This is a genomic window from Streptomyces sp. T39 (assembly GCF_008042045.1).
Lineage (GTDB): Bacteria > Actinomycetota > Actinomycetes > Streptomycetales > Streptomycetaceae > Streptomyces.
In genome coordinates, this window is record NZ_RDBP01000012.1 from 2038395 (window position 1) to 2061935 (window position 23541).

The window sequence follows — 23541 nt, forward strand, 5'->3', positions numbered from 1 at the left end:
CCCTCGTGCGTACGGGTCCGCGGAATCAGCCGGTGCGCTCCGCCCGGCGCCGGCTCCGGCGCCACAGCGCCTTCTGCACCAGCAGGGTCGCCGTGCCGGCGAGCACGATGCCCGCGAGGTTCAGCAGGAGCTGCTCGGTCGAGCCCCACGCCTGCGCGTACTCGCGGTAGCTGAAGGCGACGGCGGCGTTGGCCGCTGCCGGGACGGTCGTCACCGAGATGGCCACGCCGACCAGGGCGCCCGACTTGGCCGACGTCAGCGAGAGCATGCCGGCCGTTCCGGCGAGGGCGGCGACGACGAAGGAGAAGGCGTCCGGGTCGTAGATGAACCGGGTGTTGGGCCGGTCGCCCTCGACCTGTTCGTCGGTGAACAGGCCGAGCGCGTCCATCAGCAGGCTGAAGCCGACGGTCACCAGCATCGCGGCCGCGAAGCCGGCGAGCAGGGCGATCAGGCAGCGCCAGGCGAGGCGCGGTGTCCGCCGCACCAGGGCCGTGCAGATCCCCGCCAGCGGTCCGAACTCCGGGCCGACGGCCATGGCGCCGACGATGAGGATCGCGTTGTCCAGGACGACGCCGCAGGCGGCGATCATCGTGGCCAGCATCAGGAACGCCAGATAGGTGACGCTGAGCGTCGACTCCTCGTGCGTGGCGTCCGAGAGCTGCTCCCACAGCACCGCGTCGGCGGCCTCCCCGGGCGCATCCTTCTCCGCGCGGTCGGCACGCGCGGACAGGGACAGCCCGATCTCGTCCACGGACACCGAGCCGGACTTGTCGATCCCCATGTTCCGCAGCTCGGACAGGACCGCGTCGCCGGCCTCCCGGGCGACGTCGCACAGCACGAGGTCCCCGCGCGGATCGCGGGCGGCCCCTTCGAGGACCACCAGATGGGCGGTGCCGACGGTCTTCTCCAGCAGTCCGGTCACCTCGGCCGTGAGGTCGGCCGGTGTGATCACTCGCAGGTGCAGCACGCGGGTCCCCCTAGAGCTTGCGCAGCGACAGCCGCTGGACCTTGTGGTCGGGCCCCTTGCGCAGCACCAGTGTGGCGCGTCCCCGGGTGGGGGCCACGTTCTCCAGCAGATTGGGCTTGTTGATGGTGCGCCACATGGTCCGTGCGTAGTCCAGGGCCTCCTCCTCGGAGACCTGGGTGTACTTGCGGAAGTAGGAGAACGGGTTCTGGAACGCCGTCTCGCGCAGCTTGCGGAAGCGGTTCAGGTACCAGGTCTCGATGTCCTCGGGCCGGGCGTCGACGTACACGCTGAAGTCGAAGTAGTCGGCGAGCCCCACCCGGGTGCGGCCGTCCTGGCCGGGCAGCGCCGGCTGGAGGACGTTGAGCCCCTCGACGATCAGGATGTCCGGCCGGCGCACGGTCAGCCGCTCGTCGGGCACGATGTCGTAGATCAGGTGGGAGTAGACCGGCGCGGTGACCTCGTCCTTGCCCGCCTTGATGTCCGCGACGAACCGGGTCAGCGCCCGGCGGTCGTACGACTCCGGGAAGCCCTTGCGCGACATGAGGCCGCGGGCCCGGAGCTCCTTCATCGGCAGCAGGAAACCGTCGGTGGTCACCAGCTCGACGCGCGGGTGCTCCGGCCAGCGGGCGAGCAGCGCCTGGAGCAGCCGGGCCACGGTGGACTTGCCGACGGCCACGGAGCCGGCGACTCCTATGACGAACGGCGTCCCCCGCTGGGCGCCGTGCCCGTTGCCCGCGTCCCCGAGGAAGGTGTTGAGCGCGCCCCGCAGCTCGGCGGTGGCCTGCACGTACAGGTTCAGCAGCCGGGAGAGCGGCAGGTACACGTCCCGGACCTCGTCGAGGTCGATGACGTCGCCCAGGCCCCGCAGCTGCTCGACCTCCTCGGCGGTCAGCGGCAGCGGGGTTTTCTCGCGCAGGGCGCTCCACTGTGCGCGGGTGAGGTCGACGTACGGCGTCGACGGAGGCTCTGCCCGGCGGTGGGAGCTTCGTGGCGGCGAAGAGATCACACGGCCCATTGTCGGGGCTGGGCCCCGGTTGTGGGGGGTGGGCTGGGTCACGCCGGTGCGCCCCTGCCCCGTGCGCGGGGGCGGTCCGGGCGGAATGTCAGTGGCGTGCGTCACGGTTGTGGAAGAGGTGGGCGCCGACCCGCGACGTCCGCGACACCGCGAGGTCACGAGGGGACTCCCATGACGTACGCGATCCAGGCGGAGGGCCTGGTCAAGCGGTTCAAGGACACCGAAGCCCTGGCGGGCGTGGATCTGGCGGCCCGGACCGGTTCGGTGCTCGGCCTCCTCGGCCCGAACGGCGCGGGCAAGACGACGGCCGTGCGGATCTTCGCCACCCTGCTGCCGCCCGACGGGGGCCGCGCCACGGTGGCGGGCCACGACGTGGTCGGCGAGGCGGGCGCCGTGCGCTCCCTCATCGGTCTGACCGGCCAGTACGCGGCCGTCGACGAGAATCTCACCGGCACCGAGAACCTGCTGCTCATCGGCCGTCTGCTCGGAATGGGCCGGCCGGACGCGCGGGCACGCGCCCGGGAACTGCTGGACAGATTCGGTCTCTCGGACGCGGCGGGGCGGGCCGCGAAGACGTACTCCGGCGGGATGCGCAGGCGCCTCGACCTGGCGGCCAGCCTGGTCGGTCGGCCCAGCATCCTCTTCCTCGACGAGCCCACCACGGGGCTCGACCCGCACAGCCGCGGAGAGCTGTGGGACATGCTGCGTGCCCTGGTGGCCGAGGGCACCACCGCGCTGCTCACCACCCAGTACCTGAACGAGGCCGATGTGCTGGCCGACGACATCGTGGTCATCGACAAGGGGCGGGTGATCGCCCAGGGTACGCCCGACCGGCTGAAGAACGAGGTGGGCGGCCAGGTGCTGGAGGTCCGCCCGCTCGCCCCCGGCGACCTCGCCGCCGTGCACGGGCTCGTCGCCCGGGCCGCGGGGCCGGGCACCCGGATCGAGGGCGAGGCGGTCACCGCCCCGGTCAACGATCCGGAGCTGATGCCCGCGGTGGTCCGCCGGCTCGACCGCGAGGGCATCGCGGTCGGCGAACTGGCGCTGCGGCGCTCCTCCCTGGACGAGGTCTTCCTCGCGCTCACCGGCCACCGGGCCGCCCCGCGCGACGGCAACGGGTCCGGTGCGGGGGGCGGGGACGGCGACGCGGACGCGGGGTCCGGCGGTGCGGCGGGCCCGGCGGCGACGGCCCAGGCGGTGGGTTCGCGATGACCGGCGCGACGCTCACCGCCCCGCTCACGGCATCCGGCCGGGTGCGGCCGCTGGCGTGGGCAGGCCAGACCTTGACGATGGCGTGGCGCAGTCTCGTGGCGGTCAAGCACAACCCGCTGGAGCTGGTGGACTACAGCGTCACGCCGATCATGTTCGTCTTCCTCTTCACCTATGTGCTGGGCGGGCAGATGGCCGGCTCGACCGACGCCTATCTGGAGTACGCGCTGCCCGGGATCATCGTGCAGAACACCCTCTTCATGACGGTGTACACGGCGATGGCCCTCAACACGGACCTGACGAAGGGCGTCTTCGACCGGCTGCGCAGCCTGCCCATCGCCCGTTCCGCGCCGCTCATCGGCCGCATCACCGCGGATCTCGCCAAGCACGTGTGGGCCATGCTGCTGATGATCGGCATCGGCGTGCTGATGGGCTTCCGGATCACCGGCGGGTTCGGCGGATTCCTGCTCGGCGCCGTGCTGCTGATCGTCTTCGCGGCGGCCGTCTCCTGGACCGCGGTGCTCATCGGCATGCTCGCCGGCGACGCGGAGAAGGTGCAGGCGTTCGCCTTCACCCTGATCTTCCCCATCACGTTCACCAGCAGCGCGTTCGTCGTCGTCGACACGATGCCGGGCTGGCTCCAGGCGTGGAGCGACGTCAACCCGGTCACCCATCTGTCCGACGCCTACCGGGGTCTGCTCGTCGGCGGCCCGGTGGCGGAGCCGGTGCTGTGGTCGCTGGTCTGGGCCGTGGGCATAGCGGCGGTGTTCTGCCCGCTGGCGATGCGGGCGTACCGCGCCAAGGTCTGAGCCCCCGTCCGTCTCGGTGCCGGGCCGGTCCCCGCGCCGTAGGCTGCCGACATGTGCGGAATCGTGGGTTACGTCGGCGGACAGTCGGCGCTGGATGTGGTCGTCGCGGGTCTGAAGCGGCTCGAGTACCGCGGATACGACTCGGCGGGTGTGGCGGTGCTCGCCGACGGAGGACTCGCCGCGGCGAAGAAGGCGGGCAAGCTCGTCAATCTGGAGAAGGAACTGACGGAACGGCCGCTGCCGGCCGGCTCCACCGCCATCGGGCACACCCGGTGGGCCACGCACGGCGGGCCCACGGACGTCAACGCCCACCCCCACCTCGACAACGCGGGGCGCGTCGCCGTCGTCCACAACGGCATCATCGAGAACTTCGCCGCGCTGCGGGCGGAGCTCGCCGAGCGCGGGCACGACCTGGCCTCCGAGACGGACACCGAGGTGGTCGCCCACCTGCTGGCCGAGGCGTTCTCGTCCGTGGGGGACCTCGCCGAGTCGATGCGCCTGGTGTGCCGGCAGCTGGAGGGCGCCTTCACCCTGGTGGCCGTGCACGCGGACGAGCCCGACGTGGTCGTCGGCGCCCGGCGCAACTCCCCGCTGGTGGTGGGCGTGGGGGAGGGCGAGTCCTTCCTCGCCTCGGACGTGGCGGCGTTCATCGCCCACACCCGGTCGGCCGTCGAACTGGGGCAGGACCAGGTCGTGGAGCTCCGGCGGGACGGCGTGACCGTGACCGGCTTCGACGGGGAGCCCGCGGAGGTGCGGGCCTACCACGTGGACTGGGACGCCTCGGCGGCGGAGAAGGGCGGATACGACTACTTCATGCTCAAGGAGATCGCCGAGCAGCCGAAGGCCGTCGCCGACACCCTCCTCGGCCGCATCGACGCCTCGGGGGCGCTGAGCCTCGACGAGATCCGCATCCCGGCGAACGTGCTGCGCGAGGCGGACAAGATCGTCATCGTCGCCTGCGGCACCGCCTTCCACGCCGGGCTGATCGCCAAGTACGCGATCGAGCACTGGACCCGCCTGCCGTGCGAGGTGGAGCTGGCGAGCGAGTTCCGCTACCGGGACCCGATCCTCGACCAGCGCACGCTGGTCGTCGCGATCTCGCAGTCCGGCGAGACCATGGACACGCTGATGGCGCTGCGCCACGCGCGCGAACAGGGCGCGCGGGTCCTGGCGATCTGCAACACCAACGGCTCGACGATCCCCCGCGAGTCGGACGCGGTGCTCTACACCCACGCCGGGCCGGAGGTCGCCGTCGCCTCCACGAAGGCGTTCCTGACGCAGGTCGTCGCCTGCTATCTGGTCGCCCTGTACCTGGGGCAGGTGCGCGGCACCAAGTGGGGCGACGAGATCCGGGCCGTGATCCGCGACCTGGCGCAGATCTCCGGCGCGGTGGAGCGGGTGCTGGAGACCATGGAGCCGGTGCGGGAGCTGGCGAGGTCGCTGGCCCACAAGAACACGGTCCTCTTCCTCGGCCGCCACGTGGGCTACCCGGTCGCGCTGGAGGGCGCGCTGAAGCTCAAGGAGCTGGCCTACATGCACGCGGAGGGCTTCGCGGCCGGTGAGCTCAAGCACGGTCCGATCGCCCTGATCGAGGAGGACCTGCCGGTGGTGGTGGTCGTGCCGTCGCCGCGCGGCAGGTCCGTGCTGCACGACAAGATCGTCTCCAACATCCAGGAGATCCGGGCCCGTGGCGCACGGACCATCGTGATCGCCGAGGAGGGCGACGAGGCCGTCGTCCCGTACGCGGACCATCTGGTCCGGATCCCGGCGACCCCGACGCTGCTCCAGCCCATGGTGGCCACGGTGCCCCTCCAGGTGTTCGCCTGCGAGCTGGCGACGGCCCGGGGCAACGAGGTCGACCAGCCGAGGAACCTGGCGAAGTCGGTGACGGTGGAATGAGCGACGGCGGAACGAGCGCGGCGACACGCGCGGGAAGGGCGGGGGAGACCGGCTGATGATCATCGGGGTGGGGATCGACGTCGCGGAGATCGACCGGTTCGCCGAGTCGCTCCAGCGCACACCGGCCATGGCCCGGCGGCTCTTCGTCGAGCACGAACTGCTGCTGCCGAGCGGGGAACGCCGGGGGTACGCCTCCCTCGCGGCCCGGTTCGCGGCGAAGGAGGCGCTCGCCAAGGCCCTCGGCGCGCCCGCCGGGCTGCTCTGGACGGACGCCGAGGTCTACGTGGAGGACACCGGCCGCCCCCGGCTCCGCGTCCGCGGCACGGTCCGGGCGCGGGCGGCCGAACTGGGCGTCCGCTCCTGGCACGTGTCGCTCAGTCATGATGCGGGCGTGGCGTCCGCGGTGGTGATCGCGGAGGGGTAGCCGGCCCGGATGCCGCCCCTCCGACGTGCCGGGCCGGGACGCCGCGTCGGCGGCGCCCGGCTGGGGCAGACTCAGGGGCATGCGTAGTGCGTACAGCGTCGAAGCGGTCCGGCACGCCGAGGAACGGCTGATGGCGCGGCTGCCGGAGGGTGCTCTCATGCAGCGGGCCGCCGCCGGCCTGGCCGCTGCCTGTGCCGGGCTGCTGGGCAGGGTGTACGGGGCCCGTGTCGTGCTGCTCGTCGGCAGCGGGGCCAACGGCGGCGACACCCTCTTCGCCGGCGCCCGGCTGGCACGGCGCGGCGCCGGGGTCGCCGCCGTGCTGCTCGCCCCCGAGCGCACCCACGGGGCGGGCCTGGCGGCCCTGCTGGCCGCGGGCGGCCGGGTGGCTGACGACCCGTTCGAGCCGCTGGCCGCGGCCGATCTCGTCCTCGACGGCATCACCGGCATCGGCGGCATCGGCGGACTCCGCCCGGACGCCGTGCCGGTCGCCCGCGCCGCCCGCGGCTCCGACGCCGTCGTCGTCGCGGTCGACCTGCCGAGCGGGGTCGAGGCGGACAGCGGGGAGGTCCGGGGCGAGGCGCTGCGGGCGGATCTGACGGTCACCTTCGGCACCTACAAGCCCGGGCTGCTGGTCGATCCGGCACGGGAGTACGCCGGAGCCGTCCGGCTGGTGGACATCGGCATCGGGGACGAACTGCCGTCCGTCGCCGGTCTGGAGGCGCTCCAGCACGCGGACCTCGCCCGGATGCTGCCGCTCCCGGCGGCCGAGAGCGACAAGTACCGGCGGGGTGTCGTCGGCGTCGTCGCCGGTTCCGCGCGCTACCCGGGCGCGGCCGTGCTGGCGGTGGCGGGCGCGCTGCGGGGCGGAGCCGGGGCCGTGCGCTACGTCGGCCCGGCCGCGGACGCGGTCGTCTCCCGCTTCCCGGAGTGCCTGGTCAGCGCCGGGCCGCCCGGGAAGGCGGGCCGGGTCCAGTCCTGGGTCGTCGGCCCCGGCATCGGCGAGAACGCCGATGCCGTGCGCGAGGTGCTCGCCACCGGCGTACCCGTCCTCGTCGACGCGGACGGGCTGCGCCTGCTGGACGCCGGGGACCTGAGCGGCCGGGAGGCGCCCACGCTGCTGACCCCGCACGCGGGGGAGGCCGCCGCGCTGCTCGGCGTGGCACGCGAGGAGGTGGAGGCCGCCCGGCTCGCCTCGGTGCGGGAACTGTCCGCGCGCTACGGGGCGACGGTGCTGCTCAAGGGCTCCACCACGCTCGTCGCGGACCCCGACGGTCGCGCGCCGGTGCGGGCCAACCCGATGGGATCGCCGTGGCTGGCGACCGCCGGCAGCGGCGACGTGCTCTCCGGGCTGGCCGGCTCGCTGCTCGCCGCCGGGCTGGACGCCCGGGACGCGGGGTCGGCCGCGGCCTACCTGCACGGCCTCGCGGCCCGGCTGGCCGCCGCCCGCGGCACCCCCCTCACCGCCGACGACGTGGCCGCGACGCTTCCTGCCGCATGGCACGACGTCCGGGAGCCCGGAGGGGGCGGGGTCGCCCGGCGCGACGCGCGAGGGGGGTCCTGAGCGGCCGCCTCGGGGGCCGTGGCGGGGTCGGAACGTCCCCGCCACGACCCGGCTCCGACCCGGAGCGGGCGGGGCCACGACGGTGAGATCGCCGGTGCGACGGCCGTGCCGTCACGACCGGTGGACGCGATACGCCCGGCGCGCGCGGGGCTCCGGGGGCGGTCGTTCCGGCCCCCGCCGGGTCCGGATCGCCGGTGTGCGGGCTGCCCTGAGCCCCAGGGGGCCCGGATCGGCTGGTGCGCGCGGCCCGGGAAGTGGTCGCTGCGGCCCCCGCGGGCCTGGAACGCCTGGTGCTCGGGGCTCCGGGGAGCTGTTGTCCGGCTCGCTCGGCCGGGATCGCCCGGTGCGCGCGGCCGGGGGGAAGCGGTCGTTCCGGGCCTCGCCGGGTCCGGATCGCCGGTGTGCGGGCTTCCGCGGGATCGTTGCCCTGAGCCCCAGGGGGCCCGGATCGGCTGGTGCGCGCGGCCCGGGAAGTGGTCGCTGCGGCCCCCGCGGGCCTGGAACGCCTGGTGCTCGGGGCTCCGGGGAGCTGTTGTCCGGCTCGCTCGGCCGGGATCGCCCGGTGCGCGCGGCCGGGGGGAAGCGGTCGTTCCGGGCCTCGCCGGGTCCGGATCGCCGGTGTGCGGGCTCCCGCGGGATCGTTGCCCTGAGCCCCACGGGGCCCGGACCCCGCCCCGGCGGGCGCGGGCCTCGGGGAGCCGTCGTCCCGCCCCCGCCGGGCCCGGCACCCCCGGTGCCGCTGCCTGCCGCGTCGCCGGAATGGCCGAATGGCTCCGTGATGAGCGGGTTGCGGCGTCCTGTGCCGACCGCACCGGACGCCCCGAGCCGGTCCAGCGGGGGTTGGGCAGCGGCTTCTGAGAGACTGGCCGCGATGAGCCAGACACCGCCGCCGCACCCCGCACCGCCACGCGCCCGGGCCGAGATCGATCTCGCCGCGCTGCGCGCCAACGTCCTTGCGCTGCGGGCCCGTGCGCCGCACTCCGCCCTGATGGCCGTGGTGAAGTCGGACGCGTACGGCCACGGCATGGTGCCCTGCGCCCGGGCCGCCCTCGACGCCGGGGCCGGGTGGCTCGGCACGGCGACGCCGCAGGAGGCGCTGGCGCTGCGCGCGGCCGGCATCGGCGGCCGGATCATGTGCTGGCTGTGGACCCCGGGCGACCCGTGGCGCGCGGGCATCGAGGCCGACCTCGACATGTCCGTGAGCGGCCTGTGGGCGCTGCGCGAGGTCACCGCCGCGGCACGGGAGGCCGGCCGGCCCGCCCGGATCCAGCTCAAGGCCGACACCGGCCTCGGCCGCAACGGCTGCCAGCCCGCCGACTGGCCCGCCCTGGTCGCCGCCGCCCGTTCCGCCGAGGACGAGGGCCTGGTCACGGTCACCGGCCTGTGGTCGCACTTCGCCTGCGCCGACGAGCCGGGGCACCCCTCGATCGACCGGCAGCTGCATCTCTTCCGGGACATGGTCGACCACGCCGAGAAGGCCGGTGTGGAACCGGAGGTGCGGCACATCGCCAACTCCCCGGCCACGCTCACCCTGCCGGAGTCCCACTTCGACCTCGTCCGGACCGGCATCGCGATGTACGGCGTCTCCCCGGCCCCCGAACTGGGCACCTCCGCCGAGCTCGGCCTGCGGCCCGTGATGACGCTCGCCGCGTCCGTCGCCCTGGTCAAGCACGTGCCCGCCGGTCACGGGGTCGGCTACGGGCACCACTACGTCACCGACGCGGAGACGACCCTCGGTCTGATCCCGCTCGGTTACGCCGACGGCATCCCCCGGCACGCCTCCGGCCGCGGGCCGGTTCTCGTCGGCGGCGGCTGGCACCGGGTCGCCGGCCGGGTGGCCATGGACCAGTTCGTGGTCGATCTCGGCGGGCAGACGGTCGACGAGGGGACCGAGGCGCTGCTCTTCGGCCCGGGCGACCGGGGCGAGCCGACCGCGGAGGACTGGGCGCAGGCCGCGGGGACGATCGGGTACGAGATCGTCACGCGGATCGGGGCGAGGGTGCCGCGCGTCCATCTCCACGAGCAGCCCCACGACCCGGGCCACGCGCGGCCGGCAGTCGTCGACGAGTAGGAGAGGCACGGTGAGCGAGACCAGCACGGGGGACGCCGTCGTGGCCGCCGCGGCGGCCACGGGCGCCTGGCGCAGGGCGGGAGGCGTCGCCGGCACGGCCATAGGCGTCGTCGCCGCCGGCGCGGCGGCCGGTGTGGCGCTGGAGCGGCTCACCGTGGGCCGGGGCATGCGCAAGAAGGCCCGGCTCGCGCTGGACGCCACCGGCCCGTACGGGTCCCTGCGCGGCGTGCCCGGCACGGCGGTGGCCGACGACGGGACCGAGCTCCACTACGAGGTCGAGGACGTCGACCCCCAGGTGGCCGCTCCGCGCCGCCGGCGGCTGTTCGGACGCAAGTCGCCCGCGCCGGTCACCGTGGTCTTCAGCCACGGCTACTGCCTCGGCCAGGACTCCTGGCACTTCCAGCGGGCGGCCCTGCGGGGTCTGGTGCGCACGGTCTTCTGGGACCAGCGCAGTCACGGGCGTTCGGCACGGGGCGCCGCGCAGTCCGGCCCCGACGCCGTGCCGGTCTCCATCGACCAGCTCGGCCGGGACCTGAAGGCCGTGATCGACGCGGCGGCGCCCGAGGGCCCGCTGGTGCTCGTCGGCCACTCCATGGGCGGCATGACGATGATGGCGCTCGGTGCGCACTACCCCGAGCTGGTGCGCGAGCGGGTGGCCGCCGCCGCCTTCGTCGGGACCTCGGCGGGCCGTCTCGGCGAGGTCAACTACGGACTGCCGGTGGCGGGCGTCAACGTGGTGCGCCGGGTGCTGCCCGGGGTACTGCGGGCGCTCGGCTCCCAGGCGGAACTGGTGGAGCGCGGGCGACGGGCGACGGCGGACCTCTTCGCCGGGCTGATCAAGCGGTACTCGTTCTCGTCGAGGGATGTGGACCCGGCCGTGGCGCGGTTCGCGGAGCGGCTGATCGAGTCGACGCCGATCGACGTGGTCGCCGAGTTCTACCCGGCGTTCACCGAGCACGACAAGTCCGCCGCCCTGCCGGTCTTCGCCGGCCTGCCCGTCCTCGTCCTCGCGGGGGACAAGGACCTGGTCACGCCGACCGCGCACAGCGAGGCCATCGCGGACCTGCTGCCCGAGGCCGAGCTGGTCATCGTGCCCGACGGCGGCCACCTGGTGATGCTGGAGCATCCGGAGGCCGTGACCGACCGGCTGGCGGACCTGCTCGTGCGAGCCGGGGCCGTGCCGGCAGCGGCTAACGTTGGCACGTATGGAAGCACTGCACAGCCCGGGGGCTGAACCGGCCGTCCGTTCCGCCCGTGTGTCCGTCGAATCGCCGCAGCGGATGCAGGACCTGGGGCGCTCCCTCGCCAAGCTGCTGCGCCCCGGTGACCTGGTGATGCTCACCGGTGAACTGGGCGCCGGCAAGACGACCCTGACGCGCGGCCTGGGCGAGGGGCTGGGGGTGCGCGGCGCCGTGACCTCCCCGACCTTCGTGATCGCGCGGGTCCACCCGTCCCTGACGGGCGGCCCGGCGCTGGTCCACGTCGACGCGTACCGGCTGGGCGGGGGCCTCGACGAGATGGAGGACCTCGACCTCGACGTGTCGCTGCCGGAGTCGGTGGTGGTCGTGGAGTGGGGCGACGGCAAGGTGGAGGACCTGACCGACGACCGGCTGCACGTGCTGATCCACCGGGTCACGGGGGACACGGACGACGAACACCGGGACGTGACGCTCCGCGGTCACGGGGCCCGGTGGGCCGGGGTGGACCTGGAGTCGGCCACGGCCTGATCCGGGGCGTCCGGGGGCGTGATCGGGACAGGCGCGCCGTACGTTCCGACAAGACGTCGGGAAAATGTTGCGCGGCCCGCCTCACGCGTGATGACATGGTGCGGAGAGCTGGTTAGGTTCACCTAACCAAGGCGGCCCCCGGAGCCCCCAGGAGGCGTTGATGCCGGCATCCGAGCGCGCAGCACAGTCCGCACAGCCCCGTCAGCCGTCCCCGTCCGCGGGGTCCTCCCCGTCGCCCGCTCCGCTGTCGATGCGCGATCTGCTGGCCTCGTGCGCCGCGGCGAGCGCCGTGTCGACACCGCCGCGCGACGTGCCCCGTGCACCGGTGCGGCACGGCGACCGGACGCCGCGGCAGGACGCCGCGTAGCCGGGGCGTCCGATTCGTACAGCCGTCCCCTTACGGGTACCGGCTGTCCCGGTCCGTCAGGGGGGCATGCGGGCCCGCCCGGACCGGGCGGGGTGGCGACGACGGCCTACGGGACGACGACGACCTTCGCGCCGATCGCCGCGAACTTCCACATCGCGTCCCCGTCGGCCCGCTTCATCCGGACCCCGCCCGTCTTCTTGGAGGGGTCGGGGCTGGCCATCGAGCCGTCCACCGCCGCACTGAAGCCGATGGAGACGCCGCCGACGGTCGCGAAGCGCACGACGTGCTCGATCGGGGTGCCGTCCGAGCCGGGGACCTTGCCGGAACGGGAGGTGACCGCGTAGGTGCCGGGCTTCGGGTGCACCGTCGAGGGCATGACGGCGAAGGTGCGGGGCTCGCCCTTCGCGTCCACCAGCCATACGCGCCGGTCTGCGAGCGCGTACACCACCCGCACGCCGGTGCCCGAGTCGGCCGGGACGGCGAGCGGGTCCGCCGGCTCGGCCTCGGGGCTCCCGGAGGCGCTGACGGTCGGGGCGGCGCTCTGCGAGCTGGGGGCGGCGAGATTGTCGGGGACGTTCGCCGAGGCCTGATAGGCGAGGAACCCGACGGCCGCCAGCGCGGCCGCCGTGAGCCCGGCCACGAGTCCCGAGCTGCTGCGTGCCACCGTGCCCACCCTTCGCATCCGTGTTCCGGTCGTCGTCCCGGTCACGGTGACGTTAGCAGCAGCCGTCCCGTTCGACGGGCACCGTGCCCCTCCCCCGGGAGCCGTAGGCTGTTTGCGTGCTCTTGCTCGCCATGGATACCGCCACTCCCGCCGTCACCGCCGCCCTCCACGACGGCACGTCCGTCGTCGCCGAGTCCAGCCGGGTGGACGCCCGCCGGCACGGGGAGCTGCTGCTGCCCGCCGTCGACCGCGTCCTCGCCGAGGCCGGGGTGGAGCTCGCCGCCGTCACCGGCCTCGTCGTCGGCGTCGGCCCGGGACCGTACACCGGCCTGCGCGTCGGCCTGGTGACGGCGACGACCTTCGCCTCGGCGCTGGGGATCCCCGTCCACGGGGTGTGCACGCTGGACGGACTCGCGTACGCCTCCGGCATCGACGGCCCGTTCGTGGTGGCCACCGACGCGCGCCGCAAGGAGGTCTACTGGGCCCGCTACGACGACGCCCGTACCCGGGCGACCGACGCGGCCGTGGACCGCCCGGACGACATCGCCGAGCAGGTCGCGGGCCTGCCGGCGGTCGGCGCCGGTGCGGTGCTCTACCCGGGGACCTTCCCGGACGCCCGCGGCCCCGAGCACGTCAGCGCGGCGGCGCTCGCTGCGCTGGCCGCCGAGCGGCTGCGCGCGGGCGCGGAGTTCCTGCCCCCGCTGCCCCTGTACCTGCGCCGCCCCGACGCGCAGGTCCCCAAGAACTACAAGGTGGTCACCCCCAGGTGAGCGCCGCCGTCCTGCGCGAGATGCGCTGGTGGGACCTGGAACCGGTGCTGGAGCTGGAGCACGAGCTGTTCCCGGAGGACGCCTGGTCGCCGGGGATGTTCTGGTCCGAGCTCGCCCACTCCCGCGGCCCGCGGGCCACCCGCCGCTACGTGGTCGCCCACACCGCCGGCCGGATCGTCGGCTACGCGGGACTCGCGGCGGCCGGCGGGCTCGGCGACGTGCAGACCATCGCCGTCGAGCGCGGCCAGTGGGGCACCGGGCTCGGCGCACGGCTGCTGACCGACCTGCTCCAGCACGCCACCGCCTTCGAATGCGAAGAGGTCCTGCTCGAAGTGCGCGTGGACAACACCCGGGCCCAGAAGCTCTACGAACGCTTCGGCTTCGAGCCCATCGGCTTCCGCCGCGGCTACTACCAGCCCGGCAACATCGACGCCCTCGTCATGCGACTGACCGTACAAGGAACAGAGACCACTGATGGCTGACGAACCGCTCGTACTCGGCATCGAGACCTCCTGCGACGAGACCGGCGTCGGCATCGTCCGCGGCACGACCCTGCTCGCCGACGCCATCGCCTCCAGCGTCGACACCCATGCCCGCTTCGGCGGCGTGGTGCCCGAGATCGCCTCGCGCGCCCATCTGGAGGCGATGGTCCCGACCATCGAGCGCGCCCTGAAGGAGGCCGGTGTCGGCGCCCGCGACCTCGACGGCATCGCGGTCACGGCGGGGCCCGGGCTGGCGGGCGCGCTGCTGGTCGGCGTCTCGGCGGCCAAGGCGTACGCGTACGCCCTCGGGAAGCCGCTCTACGGGGTCAACCACCTCGCGTCGCACATCTGCGTGGACCAGCTGGAGCACGGCCCGCTGCCCGAGCCGACGATGGCCCTGCTCGTCTCCGGCGGCCACTCCTCGCTGCTGCTCGCCCCCGACATCACGGCCGACGTCCGCCCCATGGGCGCGACGATCGACGACGCGGCGGGGGAGGCGTTCGACAAGATCGCCCGGGTGCTGGACCTCGGCTTCCCCGGCGGCCCGGTGATCGACCGGCTGGCCCGGGAGGGCGACCCGCGGGCCATCGCCTTCCCGCGCGGGCTGAGCGGGGCGAAGGACCCGGCCTACGACTTCTCCTTCTCCGGCCTGAAGACGGCCGTGGCGCGCTGGATCGAGGCGAAGCGGGCGGCGGGCGAGGAGGTCCCGGTCCGGGACGTGGCGGCGTCCTTCCAGGAGGCGGTCGTCGACGTGCTCACCCGCAAGGCCGTGCGGGCCTGCAAGGACGAGGGCGTCGACCACCTGATGATCGGCGGCGGCGTGGCGGCCAACTCCCGGCTGCGCGCGCTCGCCGAGGAGCGGTGCGAGCGGGCCGGCATCCGGCTGCGGGTGCCGCGGCCGAAGCTGTGCACCGACAACGGGGCGATGGTCGCCGCCCTGGGCGCCGAGATGGTCGCGCGCAACCGTCCGGCCTCGGACTGGGAGCTGTCGGCGGACTCCTCCCTGCCGGTGACCGAGTCCCATGTGCCGGGCGGTCACCACCACGGCCACGACCACGTCCACGAGGTGAGCAAGGAGAACCTGTACCCGTGACGGTCGTCGCGCTGATGTGGGAGGCCCGGGCGGCCGACGGCCGGGGGCCCGAACTGCTGGAGTGGGCCCGCTCCCGGGAGCTGGCCCGTGACCCCCTGCGCCGCGAGACGCTGCGGGCGCCGGGGGACAGGGTGCTGGTCATCACGTGGTGGGAGGCGCCGGACACGGCCGCCGAGCTGCCCGAGCTGCCCGAGCCGGCGGCGGACCTGATCACCCGGCCGGTCCACCGCTGGCGCTTCGAGTCGCTCGGCTGACGGGCACCGCCGCGCGGCGCCGCGCGGCGGGCCGCCCGGGACGGGGCCACCAGGGGCCGCGACGCGACGCGCCACGCCGTCCCCGAGCGGCGGGCCCGGCCATCCGGAAAGAATTCCGCGAGAATCCTCGCCGCCCGTGTCGATCCGGCGGTCCGCCGTTCGACGCAGGGGTGAGAGCGGGGAACGGTCCCGCCCGCGCACGATGGAGGAGTCACCATGCCGCGCTTCCTTTCGATGATCCGCATCGACGAGAACGAGATGGCCGGAGCCGAGTTCCCGGAAGGGTTCGACGAGCGGATGGGCAGTCTGCTGGAGGAGATCACCAAGGCCGGCGTCATGCTGGACACGGCGGGGCTGATGCCCACGTCCCAGGGCACCCGGGTGAGCTGGTCCGGCGGCAAGGTGTCGTACACCGACGGTCCCTTCACCGAGACCAAGGAGGTCGTCGGCGGCTACGCCCTGATGCAGTGCAAGGACATGCCCGAGGCCGTCGAGTGGGCCCGGCGCTTCCTCGAGGTCCACCCCGCCGACTGGTCGGTGACCTGCGAGGTCCGCGAGATCCAGGCGGACTGAGTTTGCCCCCGCACGGGGCGGCTGCTCTGATGGGTGGCCGTGACGGCACCAGGAGCGCAGAAGACGGCCGAGACGGTCGAGGCGGTTTTCAGGATCGAGTCCGCGCGGATCATCGCCGGTGTCACCCGGATCGTGCGGGACGTGGGGATCGCCGAGGAGATCGCCCAGGACGCCCTGGTCGCCGCCCTGGAGCAGTGGCCGGAGTCGGGTGTCCCGGACAGACCGGGCGCCTGGCTCATGGCCACCGCGAAGCACCGGGCGATCGATCTCGTGCGCCGCAAGGAGACGTACGCGCGCAAGCTCGCCGAGGTGGGGCGCGCCCTGGAGGACGCGCCGCCGCCGCCCGAGCCCGCCGGGCCGGACGACATCGACGACGACCTGCTGCGGCTCATGTTCACGGCGTGCCATCCGGTGCTGTCGACCGACGCCCGGATCGCGCTGACGCTGCGTCTCCTCGGCGGTCTGACGACCGAGGAGATCGCCCGCGCCTTCCTCGCCGCCGAACCGACCGTCGCGCAGCGCGTCGTGCGCGCCAAGCGCGGTCTCGCCCGGGCCGGCGTCGCCTTCGAGGTGCCGTACGGCGCCGACCGGGACGAGCGGCTGGGATCCGTCCTGGAGGTCGTCTACCTGATCTTCAACGAGGGGTACGCGGCCACCGCCGGCGACGACCTCGTCCGCCCGGCGCTCTGCGAGGACGCGCTGCGGCTGGCCAGGGTGCTCCAGGGCCTGATGCCCGCCGAACCGGAGGTGCACGGGCTGGCGGCCCTGCTGGAGTTCCAGGCGTCCCGCATCCCGGCGCGCACCGGGCCGCGGGGCGAGCCGGTGCTCCTGGCGGACCAGAGCCGCTCGCGGTGGAACCGCCTGCTGATGCGCCGCGGTGTCGAGGCGCTCCACCGCGTCGGCGGCGGCCCGTACGGCCCCTACGCGCTCCAGGCGGCGATCGCGGCCTGCCATGCGAGGGCGGCGCGCTACGAGGACACCGACTGGGTCACGATCGCCGCCCTCTACGGGCAGTTGGCGCGCCTCGTCCCGTCCCCGGTGATCGAGCTGAACCGCGCGGTCGCGCTCTCCATGGCCGAGGGCCCCGAGGCCGGTCTCACGCTGGTGGACGCCCTGACCGGTGAACCGGCCCTGAAGGACTACCACTTGCTGCCGAGCGTCCGGGGCGACCTGCTGGCCCGGCTGGGCCGACTCGACGAGGCGGGCGCCGAGTTCGAGCGGGCCGCCGGGCTGGCCCGCAACGCCCGCGAGAGGGAACTGCTGCTCGACCGGGCCGCCCGCGCCCGCGCGGGGCGGCCCTGAAGCCCGCCGGTCGCGACGGGCCCCGCCGGCCCTGAGGGGCCCGCCCCGGCCCGGGCCGGCCGCCCGCCGGGGTCACGGCGAAGGGCCGTGCACGGGCCCCGATAAGGTCGCCCCATGTCCCGCCGTGATCAGCTGCCGCCTCCGCCGCCGCCCGAGGGAAGCCGCGCGTGGCCGCACCGGTACGCACTGCTCGCCGACCGGGCGCGGGCCCTGGAGGAACTGCACCGGCGGAGCATCGGGGTGTCCGTGCTGGCCGGACTGTGGGCGCTGGCGGGGGGCTTCGCGGCCGGCTGGGTGCTGTTCGCCGTGGCGCTGCGGGTGTACGTCGAGGGCGTGGACCCGCTGAGCGTGCTGTTCGCCGGCGTACTCGCCGTACTGGGCGTCGGGTTCATGGTGCCCACGGGACTGCTGATCGGCTTCGGACTGGCGCGCGACGGCAGGGTGCGCCGCCGGCTGCGGGCGTGGAGCGCGCTGGACGCAGATCCTCCGCGGGATGCCGCGTACGTCACGCCGGGCCTCGGACTGACCTGGCTGCTGCCGTCGTTCGTGCTGTGCGCGTGCGGCCTGTGGCTCTCCTTCGTGGTCCCGGCGACCGCCCGGCGCGGGGAGGACACCCTGCCGGGTGTGGTGCTGCTGATGGGCCTCGGCGCCATCGCCTGGCTCACCGGTCTGATCGGCACGGCCAAGGCGGTCGCCCACTACCGCTGGGCCCTGCGGCTGCTGCCGCGCGCCGTCCGCCCGGACGCCGCGGCGCCCGGGCACTGACCCCGGGGAGCCGCCGGACGGCCCCCGCCGGGGCGAGGACGCCCGGTACGGCGGTCCGCCGCGCCTGCGGAGCCGCCGGACGCCTCCGCCACGAGGGCACACGGTCACGCGGTCACGCGGTCAGTCAGGGCGCCGGGCGATCGACCGGACCGGACGCCCCGGGCCCGGCCGCTCGCACCGGCCGGCCCACCAGCATCGCCGGCGCCCCCTCGACCCGGGTGAGGAACACCGTCGCGGCCTCGGGCCCCTGCGGCTTGACCCTGCGGCGCAGTTCCTCCGGCTCGACCGCCGAGCCGCGCTTCTTGACCGTCAGGTTCCCCACCCGGCGCTCGCGCAGCAGGGCCTTCAGCTTCTTGACGCCGAAGGGGAGTTCGTCGGTGATCTCGTAGGCGGTCGCGAACGGTGTCGGGTGGAGCGTGTCCGAGGTGATGTACGCGATCGACGCGTCGATCAGCCCGCCCGCCACCTCCTGGGCCACCTCGGCGACCAGATGGGACCGGATGACGGCGCCGTCCGGTTCGTAGAGGTAGCGGCCGAGCGGGCGGACGGCGGGGTCGGGCAGCCCGCGGCCGGTCAGCGTGTGCGGGCCCGGCAGGAGGGTCGCCCGGTTCGTGCCCGGGGACGTGCCGAACCAGAGCACCGCCTCCTTCACGTCCCCGCCGTCGGAGATCCACTCCGCCTCGGCGCCCTCGGGGACGGCCTCGTGCGGGATGCCGGGTGCGACCTTCAGGGCGGCGTGCGGGCGGGCGCGGGCTGCCCCGACCGCCCAGGACAGCGGCGGCGAGTACGCCTCGGGGTCGAAGATCCTGCCGCGTCCGCCGCGCCGCGCCGGGTCCACGAACACCGCGTCGCAGCCGGAGGTGTCGACGTCCGTGACGTCCGCGCAGCGGACCTCGATCAGGTCCGCGAGGCCGAGCGCGGCCGCGTTGGCACGGGCGGTCTCGGCGGTGAGCGGGTCGCGGTCGACGGCAAGGACCGCGATGCCCGCGCGGGCGAGGGCCAGGGCGTCGCCGCCGATGCCGCCGCAGAGGTCGGCCACGCTGCGCACCCCGAGCGCCGCGAAGCGCGCGGCACGGTGCTCGGCGACCGTGCGGCGGGTGGACTGCTCGACGCCGTTCGGGGTGAAGAACATCCGCCCGGCGTCCTCGGCGCCGAACTTCGCCGCCGCCCGCTGCCGCAGCCTCGCCTGGCCGAGGGCCGCCGAGACCAGGGCGGCGGGATGGTCGCGGCGCAGCCGGGTGGCGACGGCCAGTTCGTCGGCCGGGTCGTAGGAGGCCAGCGAGGAGAGCAGGGCGCTGCCCTCCTCGGTGCGCAGGGCGGAGAAGGCGGCGAGCGGATCGAGGTCGTTCACCGGGCCATTGTCGGCCAGGCGGGGGACGGACCGCGCCGGGAGGCGGTGTCTGCGGAGCCGCGAGGGGGTCGCGCTGACAGGATGCGACGCCATGCAGCTAGTAGGACAAAAGGTAAATGTGGGAGCGCGTCGCATCCGTGTGATCGTCGCCGCGCTCGTGGTCGCCGCCCTCGGTGCGGGCTGTGCCGCCGAGGGCTCGGGGGGCACGCGCCCCGCGAGTCCCTCGGCGGACGCGGGGGCGGCACGCGGTCCGGGTGCGCAGGAGGACGCCGGCACGTCCGGCGCCCTTGCCGCGTACGTGGAGAAGGTCCGGCGCACGCAGGCCCTGCGCGCCGCCGCCGCCAGGAAGTGGGGCCTGGCGAGGACGCCGCTCGCCGCACCCCCGCCGCCGGCGGTGAAGCCGAGGATCACCACCCGCAAGGGCTTCGAGGTCAAGGGCGGCGAGAACCTGCCGCCCGTCTTCACCACCGTGCCCACCAAGGAGAAGATCGTCTTCCTGACGATCGACGACGGTGCGGAGAAGGACCCCGAGCTGCTGCGGATGATGACCGAACTCCGGATCCCGTACAGCGCCTTCCTCAGCGACTACGTCATCGACGACGACTACGGATACTTCGCGAAGATGCGGGACAGCGGGGTGGCGCTGCACAACCACACGCTCAACCACCGCTATCTGCCGGGCCTCTCCTACGCCCAGCAGCAGCGGGAGATCTGCGGTCAGCAGGAGAAGCTCCAGAAGCGCTACGGCACCAGGCCCCGGCTGTTCCGCCCGCCGTACGGCAACTACAACGGCGACACGCTGCGCGTGGCCAGATCCTGCGGTGTCGAGGCGGTGCCGCTGTGGGCGTCCGAGGCGTTCCCCGACCACATGGAGTGGCGCGAGTGGGACCGCGACCTGCACCCCGGCGACATCATCCTGACCCACTTCCGCGGCAAGGACGACTGGAAGGGCAGCATGCCGGACATGATCCGGCGGGTGATGAAGACCGTGACGGAGAAGGGTTACGCCGTCGCGAAGCTGGAGGACTACGTGTGAGGCCGGCCGCCGCGCCCGCGGAACCCCGGACGGCGTGACCGCGTCGTCCGGGCGGGCGCGCGACACCCTCGCCGGAGGGGGTCGGCGGGGGGTCGGCGGGGGGCCGGATCAGGACGGCGCGCGCGGCCGGATTGGCACTCCGCTTGACCGAGTGCTAATCGCGGTCATAGTCTCGCTCCTGGCACTCACCACTGGAGAGTGCCAACACAGCGACGGGCAGGTCCGGCACCCGCGACGACGGATCCACCTGGTCGCCACCTCAGACAGTTAACCCCGTGAGATCTCCGAAGGGGGAGGTCGGATCGTGACGACCGCCAGCTCCAAGGTTGCCATCAAGCCGCTCGAGGACCGCATCGTGGTCCAGCCGCTCGACGCCGAGCAGACCACGGCCTCTGGCCTGGTTATTCCGGACACCGCCAAGGAGAAGCCCCAGGAGGGCGTCGTCCTGGCCGTTGGCCCGGGCCGCTTCGAGAACGGCGAGCGTCTTCCGCTCGACGTGAACGTCGGCGATGTCGTGCTCTACAGCAAGTACGGCGGCACCGAAGTGAAGTACAGCGGCGAGGAGTACCTCGTCCTCTCGGCTCGCGACGTGCTCGCGATCGTCGAGAAGTAATTCACCGATTTACATCGATCTGCGCCCCTGGTCACCCTGCTAGTTGCCGGGCGGCGAGGGGCGCAGTTCGTTTCGAGAGGACTTGAGAAGCTCCATGGCGAAGATCCTGAAGTTCGACGAGGACGCCCGTCGCGCCCTCGAGCGTGGCGTCAACAAGCTTGCCGACACGGTCAAGGTGACGATCGGCCCCCGCGGCCGCAACGTCGTCATCGACAAGAAGTTCGGCGCTCCCACCATCACCAACGACGGTGTCACCATCGCCCGTGAGGTCGAGGTCGAGGACCCGTACGAGAACCTTGGCGCGCAGCTGGTGAAGGAGGTGGCGACCAAGACCAACGACATCGCGGGTGACGGTACGACCACCGCCACCGTGCTGGCCCAGGCCCTGGTCCGCGAGGGTCTGCGCAACGTCGCCGCGGGTGCCTCCCCGGCCGCCCTGAAGAAGGGCATCGACGCCGCCGTCAAGGCCGTCTCCGACGAGCTGCTCGCGACCGCGCGTCCCATCGACGACAAGAGCGACATCGCCGCCGTCGCCGCGCTCTCCGCGCAGGACCAGCAGGTCGGCGAGCTCATCGCCGAGGCGATGGACAAGGTCGGCAAGGACGGTGTCATCACCGTCGAGGAGTCCAACACCTTCGGTCTGGAGCTGGACTTCACCGAGGGCATGGCCTTCGACAAGGGCTACCTGTCCCCGTACATGGTGACCGACCAGGAGCGTATGGAGGCCGTCCTCGACGACCCGTACATCCTGATCCACCAGGGCAAGATCTCCTCGATCCAGGACCTGCTGCCGCTGCTGGAGAAGGTCATCCAGGCCGGTGGCTCCAAGCCGCTGCTGATCATCGCCGAGGACGTCGAGGGCGAGGCCCTGTCGACCCTGGTGGTCAACAAGATCCGCGGCACCTTCAACGCGGTGGCCGTCAAGGCCCCCGGCTTCGGCGACCGCCGCAAGGCGATGCTGGGCGACATGGCCACCCTCACCGGTGCCACCGTCATCGCCGAGGAGGTCGGCCTCAAGCTCGACCAGGCCGGTCTGGACGTGCTGGGCAGCGCCCGCCGCGTGACCGTCACCAAGGACGACACCACCATCGTCGACGGCGGCGGCGACTCCGCCGACGTGACCGGCCGTGTCAACCAGATCAAGGCCGAGATCGAGTCCACCGACTCCGACTGGGACCGCGAGAAGCTCCAGGAGCGCCTCGCGAAGCTCGCCGGCGGCGTGTGCGTGATCAAGGTCGGCGCCGCCACCGAGGTGGAGCTGAAGGAGAAGAAGCACCGTCTGGAGGACGCCATCTCCGCGACCCGCGCCGCGGTCGAGGAGGGCATCGTCTCCGGTGGTGGCTCCGCGCTCGTCCACGCCGTCAAGGTCCTCGAGGGCAACCTCGGCAAGGAGGGCGACGAGGCCACCGGTGTCGCCGTCGTCCGCCGCGCCGCCGTCGAGCCGCTGCGCTGGATCGCCGAGAACGCCGGCCTCGAGGGCTACGTCATCACCTCCAAGGTGGCGGAGCTCGACAAGGGCAACGGCTTCAACGCCGCGACCGGCGAGTACGGCGACCTGGTCAAGGCCGGCGTCATCGACCCGGTCAAGGTGACCCGCTCCGCCCTGGAGAACGCCGCCTCCATCGCCTCCCTGCTGCTCACGACCGAGACCCTGGTCGTCGAGAAGCCGGCCGAGGAGGAGGCCGACGGCGGTCACGGCCACGGCCACAGCCACAGCCACTGACGCGACGCCGGTGCGGCACGCCGCACCGGTACCGGGCCCCCTGTTCCCGCGGTCACGCGGGGGCGGGGGGTCCGGTGCGTTCCGCGCCGAAGGGCCGGCGCCCTTCGTGCCGTCCGCGGGCCGGGGGTTCAGGCCGCGCCGAGCTGCTTCATCAGCCCGAGCAGGTCGAAGTGCCACCAGCCTTCCCGGATCTTCCCGCCCTCGAAGCGGAAGACCGTCGTCCCGGTCATGGTGCACTCGTCACCGCTCGCCGGGATGCCCATGAAATCGGCCTTGTGCTTGCCGTTCCAGGTCCAGAGGAGCACCACGTCGTCGCCCTCGCACACCTGCCGGTCCAGCTCGAAGGTGAAGTCGAAGGCGTCGCGCCACATGCCGACGTCGCGGCGGATCACGTCGGGGCCGGTCTCGGCGGCCGCCTCGCTGGCGACGTCGTGGTCGGTGTAGTCGGCGGCGAACATCTCGCCGATCGCGTCCATGTTCCCGCCGACGGCGACCTCGTGGAAGAACCGCCGCGCCACCGCCGCGTTGAGCTGCTCCTCGCGGACGACGTCCAGGTCGGTGAAGGACGGCATGCCGTCGCAGAGCGCCACCATCTCCTGGAACATCGTGTCCGTCTCGGGGAGGTGGGAGTTCTCCATCGCCTCCTCGTAGGAGTTGAACTCCACGATGTCGACGTAGTGCCTGCTGTCGGTGCGGTCCTTGCCGGTGACCGCGTGGCCGGTGGTCCGCTTCCCCCTGGTCTGCTCGACCCACCGCTCCATCACGCTGTTCATGCCGTCGAAGTCGGCGGTCTTGTAGTCGATGATCTGCACGAATTTCATGGCGCCTCCCGCCACAGGGGATGCCTCCATTTTAGTGACGCAGAT

24 protein-coding genes are annotated in these 23541 nt (G+C 73.6%); 19 read left to right on the forward strand and 5 right to left on the reverse strand.

The window, feature by feature from the left end:
* Positions 1–25: 25 nt before the first annotated feature.
* Both EAO77_RS10290 and coaA read right to left on the reverse strand, forming a co-directional pair.
* Entirely contained in the window at positions 26–967 is a 942-nt protein-coding gene (locus EAO77_RS10290; RefSeq protein WP_147987701.1) for a DUF389 domain-containing protein, read from the reverse strand.
* 10 nt (positions 968–977) lie between these two features.
* A complete protein-coding gene (gene coaA, locus EAO77_RS10295) occupies positions 978–1973 on the reverse strand; it encodes a type I pantothenate kinase (protein WP_147987702.1) in 996 nt (331 codons plus the stop codon).
* A gap of 180 nt (positions 1974–2153) precedes the next feature.
* Here coaA and EAO77_RS10300 point away from each other — a divergent pair, with 180 nt between their 5' ends.
* The 9 genes from EAO77_RS10300 to EAO77_RS39900 all read left to right on the forward strand — a co-directional run bounded on the left by EAO77_RS10300 (position 2154) and on the right by EAO77_RS39900 (position 12049).
* A complete protein-coding gene (locus EAO77_RS10300; RefSeq protein WP_147987703.1) occupies positions 2154–3194 on the forward strand; it encodes an ATP-binding cassette domain-containing protein in 1041 nt (346 codons plus the stop codon).
* Positions 3191–4000: an ABC transporter permease gene (locus EAO77_RS10305; RefSeq protein WP_147987704.1), complete on the forward strand. Its 810-nt coding sequence runs from the start codon at positions 3191–3193 to the stop codon at positions 3998–4000. The genes EAO77_RS10300 and EAO77_RS10305 overlap by 4 nt, the downstream gene beginning before the upstream one ends.
* A gap of 51 nt (positions 4001–4051) precedes the next feature.
* A complete protein-coding gene (gene glmS, locus EAO77_RS10310) occupies positions 4052–5899 on the forward strand; it encodes a glutamine--fructose-6-phosphate transaminase (isomerizing) (protein WP_147987705.1) in 1848 nt (615 codons plus the stop codon).
* A gap of 55 nt (positions 5900–5954) precedes the next feature.
* Positions 5955–6323: a holo-ACP synthase gene (locus EAO77_RS10315; RefSeq protein WP_187283175.1), complete on the forward strand. Its 369-nt coding sequence runs from the start codon at positions 5955–5957 to the stop codon at positions 6321–6323.
* 79 nt (positions 6324–6402) lie between these two features.
* Positions 6403–7884 (forward strand): NAD(P)H-hydrate dehydratase, encoded by a 1482-nt coding sequence (locus EAO77_RS10320; RefSeq protein WP_147987707.1) that lies wholly within the window; start codon positions 6403–6405, stop codon positions 7882–7884.
* 871 nt (positions 7885–8755) lie between these two features.
* The gene (alr, locus tag EAO77_RS10325) at positions 8756–9955 is read left to right on the forward strand and encodes an alanine racemase (RefSeq protein WP_147987708.1); all 1200 of its coding nucleotides are present in this window, start codon (positions 8756–8758) and stop codon (positions 9953–9955) included.
* 10 nt (positions 9956–9965) lie between these two features.
* Positions 9966–11189: an alpha/beta fold hydrolase gene (locus EAO77_RS10330; RefSeq protein ID WP_147987709.1), complete on the forward strand. Its 1224-nt coding sequence runs from the start codon at positions 9966–9968 to the stop codon at positions 11187–11189.
* Entirely contained in the window at positions 11161–11682 is a 522-nt protein-coding gene (gene tsaE, locus EAO77_RS10335) for a tRNA (adenosine(37)-N6)-threonylcarbamoyltransferase complex ATPase subunit type 1 TsaE (RefSeq protein ID WP_147987710.1), read from the forward strand. Before EAO77_RS10330 ends, tsaE begins: the two co-directional genes overlap by 29 nt.
* 160 nt (positions 11683–11842) lie before the next feature.
* Positions 11843–12049 (forward strand): hypothetical protein, encoded by a 207-nt coding sequence (locus EAO77_RS39900; RefSeq protein ID WP_147987711.1) that lies wholly within the window; start codon positions 11843–11845, stop codon positions 12047–12049.
* 106 nt (positions 12050–12155) lie between these two features.
* On the opposite strand, the gene EAO77_RS10345 is transcribed toward EAO77_RS39900, so the two are convergent.
* Positions 12156–12731, reverse strand: a complete 576-nt coding sequence (locus EAO77_RS10345; protein WP_147987712.1) for a hypothetical protein — start codon at positions 12729–12731, stop codon at positions 12156–12158.
* A gap of 98 nt (positions 12732–12829) precedes the next feature.
* Between EAO77_RS10345 and tsaB the strand changes: the two genes are divergently transcribed.
* From tsaB to EAO77_RS10380, 7 genes are all read left to right on the forward strand, one after another.
* Positions 12830–13483, forward strand: a complete 654-nt coding sequence (gene tsaB / locus EAO77_RS10350; RefSeq protein ID WP_147987713.1) for a tRNA (adenosine(37)-N6)-threonylcarbamoyltransferase complex dimerization subunit type 1 TsaB — start codon at positions 12830–12832, stop codon at positions 13481–13483.
* Positions 13480–13965 carry a ribosomal protein S18-alanine N-acetyltransferase gene (gene rimI, locus EAO77_RS10355; protein ID WP_147987714.1) on the forward strand — a complete coding sequence of 162 codons (486 nt, stop codon included), beginning with the start codon at positions 13480–13482 and terminating at the stop codon, positions 13963–13965. Before tsaB ends, rimI begins: the two co-directional genes overlap by 4 nt.
* On the forward strand, positions 13958–15058 hold the full coding sequence (tsaD, locus tag EAO77_RS10360; RefSeq protein WP_147987715.1) for a tRNA (adenosine(37)-N6)-threonylcarbamoyltransferase complex transferase subunit TsaD: 1101 nt from the start codon (positions 13958–13960) through the stop codon (positions 15056–15058). The genes rimI and tsaD overlap by 8 nt, the downstream gene beginning before the upstream one ends.
* Positions 15055–15312, forward strand: a complete 258-nt coding sequence (locus tag EAO77_RS10365; RefSeq protein ID WP_187283176.1) for a hypothetical protein — start codon at positions 15055–15057, stop codon at positions 15310–15312. Before tsaD ends, EAO77_RS10365 begins: the two co-directional genes overlap by 4 nt.
* A gap of 216 nt (positions 15313–15528) precedes the next feature.
* Entirely contained in the window at positions 15529–15885 is a 357-nt protein-coding gene (locus EAO77_RS10370) for a YciI family protein (protein ID WP_147987716.1), read from the forward strand.
* A 33-nt stretch (positions 15886–15918) separates the two neighbouring features.
* Positions 15919–17187: an RNA polymerase sigma factor gene (locus EAO77_RS10375; RefSeq protein ID WP_147987717.1), complete on the forward strand. Its 1269-nt coding sequence runs from the start codon at positions 15919–15921 to the stop codon at positions 17185–17187.
* A 114-nt stretch (positions 17188–17301) separates the two neighbouring features.
* Positions 17302–17952: a hypothetical protein gene (locus tag EAO77_RS10380; RefSeq protein WP_147987718.1), complete on the forward strand. Its 651-nt coding sequence runs from the start codon at positions 17302–17304 to the stop codon at positions 17950–17952.
* A gap of 124 nt (positions 17953–18076) precedes the next feature.
* On the opposite strand, the gene EAO77_RS10385 is transcribed toward EAO77_RS10380, so the two are convergent.
* Positions 18077–19303: a THUMP-like domain-containing protein gene (locus EAO77_RS10385; protein ID WP_410088367.1), complete on the reverse strand. Its 1227-nt coding sequence runs from the start codon at positions 19301–19303 to the stop codon at positions 18077–18079.
* Positions 19304–19394: 91 nt separating this feature from the next.
* Between EAO77_RS10385 and EAO77_RS10390 the strand changes: the two genes are divergently transcribed.
* The 3 genes from EAO77_RS10390 to groL all read left to right on the forward strand — a co-directional run bounded on the left by EAO77_RS10390 (position 19395) and on the right by groL (position 22675).
* Positions 19395–20339, forward strand: a complete 945-nt coding sequence (locus EAO77_RS10390) for a polysaccharide deacetylase family protein (RefSeq protein ID WP_147987720.1) — start codon at positions 19395–19397, stop codon at positions 20337–20339.
* Positions 20340–20643: 304 nt separating this feature from the next.
* Positions 20644–20952, forward strand: a complete 309-nt coding sequence (gene groES / locus EAO77_RS10395) for a co-chaperone GroES (protein WP_147987721.1) — start codon at positions 20644–20646, stop codon at positions 20950–20952.
* Between the two features lie 94 nt (positions 20953–21046).
* Positions 21047–22675 carry a chaperonin GroEL gene (groL, locus tag EAO77_RS10400; RefSeq protein ID WP_147987722.1) on the forward strand — a complete coding sequence of 543 codons (1629 nt, stop codon included), beginning with the start codon at positions 21047–21049 and terminating at the stop codon, positions 22673–22675.
* A gap of 128 nt (positions 22676–22803) precedes the next feature.
* Here groL and EAO77_RS10405 read toward each other — a convergent pair whose 3' ends face one another.
* Positions 22804–23496 carry an ester cyclase gene (locus tag EAO77_RS10405; protein WP_147987723.1) on the reverse strand — a complete coding sequence of 231 codons (693 nt, stop codon included), beginning with the start codon at positions 23494–23496 and terminating at the stop codon, positions 22804–22806.
* Between the last annotated feature and the right edge of the window lie 45 nt (positions 23497–23541).

Coding starts and splice junctions, on each gene's coding strand:
- EAO77_RS10380 (WP_147987718.1), top strand. CDS start 17,302: ATGTCCCGCCGTGATCAGCTGCCGCCTCCGCCGCCGCCCGAGGGAAGC.
- tsaE (WP_147987710.1), top strand. CDS start 11,161: ATGGAAGCACTGCACAGCCCGGGGGCTGAACCGGCCGTCCGTTCCGCC.
- EAO77_RS10370 (WP_147987716.1), top strand. CDS start 15,529: ATGCCGCGCTTCCTTTCGATGATCCGCATCGACGAGAACGAGATGGCC.
- EAO77_RS10345 (WP_147987712.1), bottom strand. CDS start 12,731: ATGCGAAGGGTGGGCACGGTGGCACGCAGCAGCTCGGGACTCGTGGCC.
- groL (WP_147987722.1), top strand. CDS start 21,047: ATGGCGAAGATCCTGAAGTTCGACGAGGACGCCCGTCGCGCCCTCGAG.
- tsaD (WP_147987715.1), top strand. CDS start 13,958: ATGGCTGACGAACCGCTCGTACTCGGCATCGAGACCTCCTGCGACGAG.
- EAO77_RS10405 (WP_147987723.1), bottom strand. CDS start 23,496: ATGAAATTCGTGCAGATCATCGACTACAAGACCGCCGACTTCGACGGC.
- EAO77_RS10300 (WP_147987703.1), top strand. CDS start 2,154: ATGACGTACGCGATCCAGGCGGAGGGCCTGGTCAAGCGGTTCAAGGAC.
- EAO77_RS10390 (WP_147987720.1), top strand. CDS start 19,395: ATGCAGCTAGTAGGACAAAAGGTAAATGTGGGAGCGCGTCGCATCCGT.
- glmS (WP_147987705.1), top strand. CDS start 4,052: ATGTGCGGAATCGTGGGTTACGTCGGCGGACAGTCGGCGCTGGATGTG.
- EAO77_RS10315 (WP_187283175.1), top strand. CDS start 5,955: ATGATCATCGGGGTGGGGATCGACGTCGCGGAGATCGACCGGTTCGCC.
- EAO77_RS10305 (WP_147987704.1), top strand. CDS start 3,191: ATGACCGGCGCGACGCTCACCGCCCCGCTCACGGCATCCGGCCGGGTG.
- alr (WP_147987708.1), top strand. CDS start 8,756: ATGAGCCAGACACCGCCGCCGCACCCCGCACCGCCACGCGCCCGGGCC.
- EAO77_RS39900 (WP_147987711.1), top strand. CDS start 11,843: ATGCCGGCATCCGAGCGCGCAGCACAGTCCGCACAGCCCCGTCAGCCG.
- EAO77_RS10320 (WP_147987707.1), top strand. CDS start 6,403: ATGCGTAGTGCGTACAGCGTCGAAGCGGTCCGGCACGCCGAGGAACGG.